The 9,159-nt window shown below is 40.1% G+C and carries 9 protein-coding genes and 1 tRNA gene (1 of these 10 running past the window's edge); 4 read left to right on the forward strand and 6 right to left on the reverse strand.

Features of this window, described 5'->3' with window-relative positions; genetic code table 11:
- The first annotated feature begins 585 nt into the window (after positions 1 to 585).
- Positions 586 to 1,173: a CBS domain-containing protein gene (locus B1L02_RS19040; RefSeq protein WP_088532391.1), complete on the forward strand. Its 588-nt coding sequence runs from the start codon at positions 586 to 588 to the stop codon at positions 1,171 to 1,173.
- Between the two features lie 127 nt (positions 1,174 to 1,300).
- On the opposite strand, the gene B1L02_RS19045 is transcribed toward B1L02_RS19040, so the two are convergent.
- Both B1L02_RS19045 and B1L02_RS19050 read right to left on the reverse strand, forming a co-directional pair.
- Positions 1,301 to 2,218, reverse strand: coding sequence for a M14 family metallopeptidase (locus B1L02_RS19045; protein ID WP_088532392.1), 918 nt, complete (start codon positions 2,216 to 2,218; stop codon positions 1,301 to 1,303).
- Between the two features lie 91 nt (positions 2,219 to 2,309).
- On the reverse strand, positions 2,310 to 2,717 hold the full coding sequence (locus B1L02_RS19050) for a hypothetical protein (RefSeq protein ID WP_088532393.1): 408 nt from the start codon (positions 2,715 to 2,717) through the stop codon (positions 2,310 to 2,312).
- Between the two features lie 428 nt (positions 2,718 to 3,145).
- Between B1L02_RS19050 and B1L02_RS19055 the strand changes: the two genes are divergently transcribed.
- Complete coding sequence (locus B1L02_RS19055; RefSeq protein ID WP_017218137.1) at positions 3,146 to 3,538, forward strand: hypothetical protein; 393 nt, start codon at positions 3,146 to 3,148, stop codon at positions 3,536 to 3,538.
- 125 nt (positions 3,539 to 3,663) lie between these two features.
- Here the strand turns inward: B1L02_RS19055 and B1L02_RS19060 are convergent, their stop codons facing one another.
- Positions 3,664 to 5,196, reverse strand: coding sequence for a PAS domain-containing methyl-accepting chemotaxis protein (locus tag B1L02_RS19060; RefSeq protein WP_088532394.1), 1,533 nt, complete (start codon positions 5,194 to 5,196; stop codon positions 3,664 to 3,666).
- 367 nt (positions 5,197 to 5,563) lie between these two features.
- Between B1L02_RS19060 and B1L02_RS19065 the strand changes: the two genes are divergently transcribed.
- Entirely contained in the window at positions 5,564 to 6,265 is a 702-nt protein-coding gene (locus B1L02_RS19065; protein WP_088532395.1) for a glutaredoxin family protein, read from the forward strand.
- Between the two features lie 95 nt (positions 6,266 to 6,360).
- Here the strand turns inward: B1L02_RS19065 and B1L02_RS19070 are convergent, their stop codons facing one another.
- Positions 6,361 to 7,128: a DNA/RNA non-specific endonuclease gene (locus B1L02_RS19070; RefSeq protein WP_010374770.1), complete on the reverse strand. Its 768-nt coding sequence runs from the start codon at positions 7,126 to 7,128 to the stop codon at positions 6,361 to 6,363.
- Between the two features lie 389 nt (positions 7,129 to 7,517).
- Here B1L02_RS19070 and B1L02_RS19075 point away from each other — a divergent pair, with 389 nt between their 5' ends.
- Positions 7,518 to 8,042, forward strand: a complete 525-nt coding sequence (locus B1L02_RS19075) for a hypothetical protein (RefSeq protein ID WP_088532396.1) — start codon at positions 7,518 to 7,520, stop codon at positions 8,040 to 8,042.
- A gap of 168 nt (positions 8,043 to 8,210) precedes the next feature.
- Here B1L02_RS19075 and B1L02_RS19080 read toward each other — a convergent pair.
- A tRNA-Pro gene (locus B1L02_RS19080) sits at positions 8,211 to 8,287 on the reverse strand.
- 163 nt (positions 8,288 to 8,450) lie between these two features.
- Positions 8,451 to 9,159, reverse strand: the end of a protein-coding gene (locus B1L02_RS19085; protein ID WP_088532397.1) for an alanine/glycine:cation symporter family protein. 710 nt of this gene lie beyond the right edge of the window; only the last 709 of its 1,419 coding nucleotides appear in the window; the start codon falls outside the window, past its right edge — the gene reads right to left on this strand; the stop codon is at positions 8,451 to 8,453.

The raw sequence follows: 9,159 nt of genomic DNA on the forward strand, positions 1-9,159 counted from the left end.
ACCAAGTCGTGAATTTCATGTATATCAATGTATAAGTGCCGTGAAGCATACAATTTTATTCCCTTCTACTCAATGATAAAGACCCACGAGGTGGGTCTCGTTGAGGGAAGAATTCACCAGTACTTACGTACCAGCTTGGTCTAATTCGGAATTACAGTTTTTCTAGTTTGACGCGGAATTCCAATGGCTAAACCAATTGTTTGATATTAGGGTGATAAGTCCTAGCAAACATCTTCAGTCTAATTCGTTTACATAAATATAGCTATTACACGGCATTACACTGAGATTACAGGAGTTTTAGACAACAGAGACTTGAATATATCCGCTGTATAAACCATATTTTAATTAACCTGAGGTTTGGATGAGGAATGAGCTAGCTTATTATCCGCAGCTCAGGTTGATTAGAGAGACATGAGATTAGCTCTCGTGTGCTCGAGCTTTCGCAATCTCTCTTAATTTTCCAATTACCTAAAATAATTCTTTACTGCCTTTACACTGGTTGTCCTCTTTATTTGTAGTTGTGAATTGTTCGCAGCAACATAAAAACCAGACTTTCGAAGGTCTTTATAAATGCAGGAGTATAAAATGGGCCAATACAAAGCGTTAAAAACTGTTAAGTTGGAAGGGGTATTTCAGCTTTGTGATCACTTCGATTCAGAACCTTTAAATATGGACAGTAGCGCGGTTAAGGTGGTAACTGACTTTACCCGCAGGCAGCCTCAGGTGATAGCAAAAGACGTTGATATTGATCATGCATTGTACATGATGAAAAACGGCCACGTGCGTTCAAAACTTGTGGTTGACGAGGATGATAATTTCTTGGGAGTGGTAAACTGTCGCGACCTCACTGGCAGAAAGGTCTTAAGTGTTGCGCAAAGAAAACAGGTGTCGAGAGAGGATGTGTGCGTTGAAGATGTGATGGTGAGTAAAGAAGAACTTTATGCTGTTCCCTATGAAATGGTTGCTAAAAGTACGATAGGAGATGTGCTAGAAACGTTGCAGAGTTTGGGGTTACAGCACGTTTTATTAGTTGGGTCTGAAGGGCTGAGAGGCATGATCTCAGCTAGTGATATCGCAAGAGCACTGCATATTCCAGTGAGTATTTTGCAAAAACCGACTTCATTCAAAGAAATCTTTGGGGTTGTCAGTGGAAAGGAAGACTTAGCGAATTAAGATTTATTATGGTAGACCGTAGTGTTTTGGTAGGGAAGTTCCAATACTGCACGATATGACAACATGGCTGGTACAGTTTATTCTCGGAGCAGAGGTGTGGTTTCAAAAAACCACACCTCCATTGACCTTAAAGGTCTTCGTTTTGTAGGTACTTAATCGCCCCTTTAATGGATGCCACTTGACCTGCTATACAGTTTTCAGGCGTTGCACTTTTACCGTCAGGGTAAACTTCAGTTGTTGTTACAAAAGCCGCATTTGTCATGCCCATACATAAGCCCAACGCAGTGCCATCATAATTAATGACGCCATGTTGCTCTATATCAACACCGATTAATTGCCCATATTCATCAGCATCTGCGATTTGAGTTACCGCAGCAACCTCTTCGATAATACGTTTTTGAAATTTAGCTTCTGGTTTTTGAGTATGTCCGACTAAATAGAAACCGTCAGGAATGTTCCAATTGTGATTTTCTTTACCATCTCTTGCAGCCAGTGCGGGACGGAATTCAGAATTATCAGAATCTGTGGTTTCGTGTAAATCAACATGGCAAAGAATATCCGCTGCTTTTTTGTCGACAAAGTTCATCGCTAATCGAGACTCTGGTGCTGGACTATCTGCATAAAAAGAGCGATTAGGGTCAACGGCTTGTGGATTCCAGCGATTTATCGTTTCATAACCCCAAGGACTCAAGCAAGGCAAGATAATGAAGTTAAAAGCATGTTCATATTGTTGTGCCTCTAATTTTGCAAAAGCGAGCGCACCATGTATACCACTTGTTTCATAGCCATGCACGCCACCGGTAACGAGTATTGTTGGGTTGCTTTGCTGCCAATTCTTTGTTGTTAGTGCATACAGAGAATAGGTTTGGTTGGGGTAGTCAAGCTGGCCGTATTCGGTTATGTCGAAAGCGTGCTTGAGCACTTCTACTTGAGTGACGACTTCTTCAGAGTACGAGCGTTTAACCGTTTGGTTTTCTAACCACAACGTTCTTTCTGTAGAAGTCCAAGGTACACCGGGCGTACCGATAGCATATTGTCTTTGCATAATAACCTCGTCATAAATTTAGGTTATCTTACTCAATGCCCCATTTTGAAAGCAACTTTATGAGGCCGACTGTACACCAATAAGCGCGGGATTAAATATAGCCCAGTAGTTTAAGGCTATGCTGTTGCGCAAGATTGGGTTTGAAAGACCAAATTCTTAGTACACCGCTCGTCAGATAAAGTTTGGTATAACTAAACCAAAGTAATCGTTCTACGGAGATTTTTTCCACCTCTTCTGCTGGAATATAGTGCTTTTGACCTAACAAACTGTGATAAACCACACCTTGATTGCAGATGATCACTCGGCTTTGACCACTGAATATTGCCCATAACCCTGTAGCTATATAGAACATGATTGCTGCAGATAGCGTTAGTTGGACAATAGAAACCATGCTAATTCTTTCAGACACGATTAAGGCATCTAGAACAAGTAAGGTAAACGCTATAATAGAAAGGGAAATGAAAAATGATAAGTTCATTTCTAGTTTTAACTCTTTCATTGTTGTTCCTATTTTTCTTTGATTGATTCTGAGAGTGTGCAAATTATTTCAACAAAATGAATCAATTGTGGAGGTCATGATCTTTTCTTACTAAATCAAACTTTATAATTGATGTTTTCTCTAAAGGTTGCTTCTTTAGTCGTATGTATTTTAGGTGTTGGGTCGCATGCATAATGCTTTTTAGCGATAGAGGTAATATTGTTGGCTGTGTTTGGGAACTTTTTAATTGTGAAAAGTGAAATGTAGTGAGTGGTTCCTCCTTATTTTTCGACTTTTTTACGGCCTACGGAGGAGTATGGTGTAATTGAACTTGCACTTTTTTAATATGACAAATGGAAAAAGTTAGCATATGTTTAAATCTTAGCGTTTTTTGTTCCGTCTTGAAATATCTGTGATCTTGTCTCGCAGAAAAGGGTTAAGGAAGAATTATGAAATTTGAACAGCTACTCAATCACTTTGACACAGGTATTTGTGTCGATCAGATGCAAAAAGAAGCCCTAATTGATATCGCATTACTATTTATTGGTGTTGATGGCGTCATCAGTGAAAGTGAAAAACATGTTGTGAGAAAGTGGGCAAAAAGTCTGCAGTGGAACTCTGCAATCGCATTAGACGATTACATCGAAGATAGCCTTTCAAAATCTGTTGTTGCGATAAAAAATAATGACATTGAAGCTTATGTGCAACACCGCATGAATAACATTATCGATGAGCCGATGCGTAAACTTGCGAAAGATTTAGCCGTGCGTGTTATTGAAGCCGATGGCAATGTGAAACAGGCAGAAAAGGACGCACTCGCCATTCTTGAGGCCGAACTATAATACTGGTTTTAGCTGCAAGGTCAGTGGACCCAAGGTATCCAATTAAATACTGAGGTCCACTGATATCTAAGCGTTTTTTAGTCTCTGATCTACGCACATAATAAGTTGCGGTTTATTTGGTTTTCTCATGTTTGAGAAAATTGTTGTATTAGACGTGTTTGCTGCTCAATTTGACTCAATAATTCTTGACTTAAAAGAAAAGATTTCTCACCATGTTCTGTGCCCCTTTCCGCAAGCATGGTCACGCTGTCAACGTTTATGCTTATCTGTTTTACCACACAACTTTGTTGTTCAATGGCTGCGGCAACACTGCGATTGAGATCGGCTAAATGCGTGACATGGCTTTGGATGGTATCAAGGCTTGAACCATTATTTTTTGCAAGGTCAACACTTTGATTTGATGAACTATTACTTTTTTTCACTGACTCAACAGCGGAGCTGGAAATATCATTTAGCTCTTTGAGTAATTGTGTAATTTCTTCTGTGGAAGTTTGTGTGCGCTGTGCAAGCGTGCGAACTTCATCTGCTACCACTGAAAATCCTCTGCCATGCTCGCCCGCTCGGGCGGCCTCAATTGCGGCATTTAACGCAAGCAAGTTGGTTTGATCCGCAATCGAGTTGATAACTGTAAGAATATTTTGAATCCGATCGTTACCTGAGACTAGGCGATTTACGGCATTGTTTACTTCCATCAAATGCTCATCGAGGTAGTGAATAGAATCGATAACCTCTTTGACGGCAGTTTTACCAAGCCCAGCCTGTCGCTCCGAATTATTGGCTGCATCTGCGGCGTGGTTTACGTTTTCTGAAAGCTCATCAATCGTCTGTGAAAACTCGTCCATGCAAACGACCATTTCTTTTACCTCGCTTGTTTGTTGTGTTAGTAATTCAGCAACAAATTGGCCGCTTTGAGTGGTAAGTTTTGCGTTTTCGCTTACTCGAACGGATACGTCGTTCACTCTACCCACAACCGCGGAAATTTTCGCCTTTTGCATTTCAAATGCCAGTGTAATATCAGAAATTCGATCGCGAGATTGACCGTATATCACAGACATTAAATCGTTATCAAAAATCGTCTTGGCTTGTGTGAGCAGAGTTTTATATTTAGAGCGAAAATGTGCGGTTAACACGATTGTGATGAATAATAGAGTCAATGGTAGCAGGCTAAACCAATGGTTGTTCAATAGAGAAGCAAAAGGCAAAGTTATCGCGACTAAAAACAATAAGATAAAAGAGAGGCGATTGCTGTCATAACGGCTCGTTTTTTGTTGGATATCAAGCGTGCGATAATCACTTTCTGCGCGTTTAATTACGTCGGGAGATGGGCAAGTTCTTACAGACTGGTATTCAATGATATTGCCTCGTTCGTCTTTAATTGGAGTGACGAATGCGTTTACCCAATAGTAATCCCCATTTTTTGTTAAGTTTTTAACTGGCCCCATCCACGATTGACCGTTTTGAATGGTAGACCACATATTTCTAAATGCCGCTTTTGGCATATCCTGATTGCGTACTATGTTGTGCGGCTGACCGAGCATTTCTTCAATGCTAAAGCCAGAGATGTCACAAAATGACTGATTTGCATATGTAATTCGACTTTCCAGATCCGTTGTTGAAAGCAAAACACTGTGCTTGCCTAACTTTATTTCTCTACCCATTATTTTTGACATTGTTTTTTATCTCGGTAGCTAAAGAAAGGGCGAAATATAAATCTAAGACTTTATAGTCAGAAGGCTTTTTTACGCGAATCGCGGCTTAATAACGGGTTTGCTGACCAAGATCAGGTTTACCTAAGGTTATCTCAACCGAGATTAAATTGATTGTGATACATCAATAAACTCAAATAGCTTCCATGTTACTGAATATAATTGCAGGTGGTATGAAATTCGCTGGAGTTACAATTATTACGCTCAATTTGCAGCAACGCGAGTAGAATTTACCTAGCCGATTTACTCGGTTGGTAACTTTTACTTATTTTGTAGGAAATAGGGAGAGCCACCAGTGAGAAACGCAATACTTTACCGAATGCATACCTCATCGCACATTTGCCCTTTTGGTCTCAGAGCCAAGGATTTGCTTACACGAGAAGGTTTTTGTGTAGAGGATAGAGTGCTTAAATCAAGAGAGCAGACGGATGAGTTTAAAGCCATTCATAACGTCGACACGACGCCACAAATATTTATTAACGATCAACATATTGGTGGTTATGAAAAGCTGCGCCGATATCTAGGCAAGCCGTCACATAAGGAAAAGAAAAACGTATACTGGCCGGTAATTTCGATATTTTTAGTCGCGCTGTTGGTCACATCCGCGACACAGTTTCCTGTCGATGATCTCAAAGAATGGGCGATGTCCTTTATCGGGTTTTCCATGCTGTTACTCGCGATACAAAAGATACGGGATGTTCATAGCTTTACAAACTCCTTTATCACTTACGACTTGTTAGCGATGCGCCATTTAAGGTACGCGTATGCTTATCCCTACTTAGAGTTATATGCTGGCGTTTGTATGCTAACAACTTTGCCTGCCATGTATTATGCACCGGTGGCAATATTTATAGGGTTTACAGGCGCAATCTCGGTGTTTAAGGCAGTTTATATTGATAAAAGAGCGCTAAAATGCGCATGCGTTGGCGGCGATACAGATGTGCCTTTGGGCTTTATATCACTAACAGAAAATGTTGTTATGTTTGGCGTTGGGACACTGATGTTGTTTAGCTATTTTTAAATTAACCTAAAGAATAAGACTTGTTATCGTGGAGCTCATGTTTAAGAGCAAAGTACAAAGTGAATTAAAGGGCTACCAACTGGTAGCCGTCATAATTAGCAACCTAGTTGTGAGCTAAGACCGCCGACTCGACCCTCAATGTCGGTGGCTTTATAGCTTGGCAGGCTAGGTAGGATATTTAGGCCAGCTCTTTGTTCTACTTCGTCAATGGTTACTTCTGTTTTGCAGTAATCAAGATATCTACCAGAAGTTTGCTCCATGATAAAAGCAGAAGCCTTCACATTTGAGCCTGCTATTGTGACAACGACCTTAAAATAGCCTGACGGAATAGTGTGAGATTCATCAGCACCAGGCAAGGTAGCAAAGTAATATTCATACAAGGGACCCGTGAACACATAAGCATTTTCGCCCGTTCGCACTAAACTTCTCACTGCATTTTCTAATTTAACCCATGGGCCTTGATTAAGGTTTGATGATTGCGGGGTAATGTTCGAGAGGTAGTTAGTATCGCTCCAATTGGATGTATTGGAAAACGATGCCAAAGGCACTTGATGACCTCTATCTGTATGAATAGTTGCCCATGCATCGCTGTAGTCACTTGGCTCTAGCGTGTATCTACTTGCAATTTTAGGGTCAGATTTCCAAGTCCTTGAACGGCTTGGGCCATCAATTGTGCTTGGTGTGACTTTGTATGCTACCCAGTCCGCAAACTTTGTTGCGCGATTATTGCTAAGCACATATATAGGTCGCTCAACGATATCATTACTTGATGGCGTGCCAGTTGGGCAGCCGTAGTTGCTACATATGTTGGTGTTTGCATTTGCAGTCGCACTGACTGCAAGCATAAGTATTGCGAATTTCATTTTAATCTCCGTGCTTAATTGAAAGTCACGCAATACTAGGTAGGCTATTTGTCAGTATTATTACCTTAATGTAAATATATTGTTTTTGTGATTGCTGCGGTTAGTTGAAAACTACTGTGAAAGAGCTGATTTATTAAGTGTTATAGCTATAAATTATGTTAATAGTCCATCATGTTCATTTTACTAATTAACTGGAAAATAGAGGCTAAGGGCAGAGTTGAGGTAATTTACTTAAATGCTTACAAATAGACTAAGCCGTGATAGTTTCGGTTAACTTACATATACAGGACTACGAAGCAATGAACTTGACGTCTATATTTGGCGATCTTAGCTTAAACTGTTGAATGGTTATTATACTGATTCTTTACAGAGATTACGGAGTGTAAATTGTGAATCTAACAGAGTTAGGTCTATGGTTTAGTGCAATAGGCGCGATTGGTGTGCTATTTGCGGCTTACACATTTTTTAAAGGCCGAAAGATCGAGCATATTGGTTCAGTGGCGTTACCAATAATATCTAAATCCCCTGAAAAAATACCGTGTGAATTTGAAATTGTGAACTATGGTTCTCGTCAGTTTTTTATCTCAAGGTTGTGTATTGAGCTGAAAGCTTGGGATGATTGGGAATCAAATATTGATTTAGCGATTCATGGACTCGTGCCTTTTAAACTAGAGGACGGTGAAATTTTCAAGAAAACACTTTGTCTGCATAAAGAGATTTTAAGATTAGAACAGTGGTATCGTGAAAGTGCAGGCACTTTAGATAAATATATGCCTCTGAGAGTTAATATCTACTTAATCACAGCAAAAGAGCAAAAATTGAAGTTAAAAGTATCTAGAGCTTTAAAAGAAAAGCTTATCAATCGCTTAAATAAACGTTCAATACAAATGATTTCAATTGTTGTCCACTATTAGCAATCGCACTCTGAATCCTAGGTACGAGCTGCTTATCTTTGATTGGTATGTATTAAAGAGAGATGTTGTAAGTGTATATAAAGGGAAATTCTATGTTTGTTTGTGAGTAGGGAGTTTTGCAGCTATTTTACTGAAATTAAGGTGCTATTAAATAGGGTAAGGAAAAGCTGGTCGGCATAGCAGGATTTGAACCTGCGACCCCTGACACCCCATGACAGTGCGCTACCAAGCTGCGCTATATGCCGACTTGTGCTTTACTATACGGATTTTTTTTTGAAAGGCAATAAGTGGTTGGTTTGTTTGGACATTAAATGAACTCAAGGGCGTGTTTTTGTGTTCTTCTTTATTAAAATTGGGTTTTATAAGAAGAAAGCGCACTAAATATAAGCATTAGTGCGCTGTATTGGTCTATTTAATCCAAATGCCTTTTGGTAGTGTTTTTTCTACTTCAGGGTTGGTACTAGGATCAAACTCTGGGGTTACGCCAGCTTTAAGCTGCTTTTTATAATCATTGGCAAGCCATAGCACGACTTTGCGAAGCATAAAGAGTGCAATCACGTTAACTACAGCCATTAAACCCATTGAAATATCAGCGAGTGTCCAAACCAGTCCAAGTTCGCTTACCGCACCAAACATTACCATACCTAATACACAAGCTCTGAATACCATCATGCCTTTCTTTGAATGGTGATCTAAGAACAGTAGGTTGGTTTCTGCATAACTATAGTTGGCAACAATAGAGGTAAAAGCGAAAAATAGAATAGCTACCGCAACGAAAATTGCGCCCCATTCACCTACATGATGAACCAATGCAGATTGCGTTAATTCAATGCCAGTTAAACCAGAGTCTGGCTCAAGCTGACCAGATAAAAGAATAAGCGAAGCGGTCGCGGTACAGATCACTATGGTATCTACAAATACACCTAGCATTTGTACATAACCTTGTGATGCTGGATGGTTTGGATTTGGTGTTGCACTTGCTGCTGCGTTTGCAGCGCTACCCATGCCGGCTTCATTTGAGAATAAGCCGCGCTTGATCCCTTGAAGCATCGCTTGCATTACCGCGTAGCCAATAGCACCAGCCCCCGCTTGCTCAATACCCATTGCACTTTTTACT

The sequence above is a fragment of the Pseudoalteromonas piscicida genome, from assembly GCF_002208135.1.
GTDB lineage: Bacteria > Pseudomonadota > Gammaproteobacteria > Enterobacterales > Alteromonadaceae > Pseudoalteromonas > Pseudoalteromonas piscicida_A.

Coding starts and splice junctions, on each gene's coding strand:
- B1L02_RS19040 (WP_088532391.1), top strand. CDS start 586: ATGGGCCAATACAAAGCGTTAAAAACTGTTAAGTTGGAAGGGGTATTT.
- B1L02_RS19070 (WP_010374770.1), bottom strand. CDS start 7,128: ATGAAATTCGCAATACTTATGCTTGCAGTCAGTGCGACTGCAAATGCA.
- B1L02_RS19055 (WP_017218137.1), top strand. CDS start 3,146: ATGAAATTTGAACAGCTACTCAATCACTTTGACACAGGTATTTGTGTC.
- B1L02_RS19050 (WP_088532393.1), bottom strand. CDS start 2,717: ATGAAAGAGTTAAAACTAGAAATGAACTTATCATTTTTCATTTCCCTT.
- B1L02_RS19065 (WP_088532395.1), top strand. CDS start 5,564: ATGCATACCTCATCGCACATTTGCCCTTTTGGTCTCAGAGCCAAGGAT.
- B1L02_RS19045 (WP_088532392.1), bottom strand. CDS start 2,218: ATGCAAAGACAATATGCTATCGGTACGCCCGGTGTACCTTGGACTTCT.
- B1L02_RS19060 (WP_088532394.1), bottom strand. CDS start 5,196: ATGGGTAGAGAAATAAAGTTAGGCAAGCACAGTGTTTTGCTTTCAACA.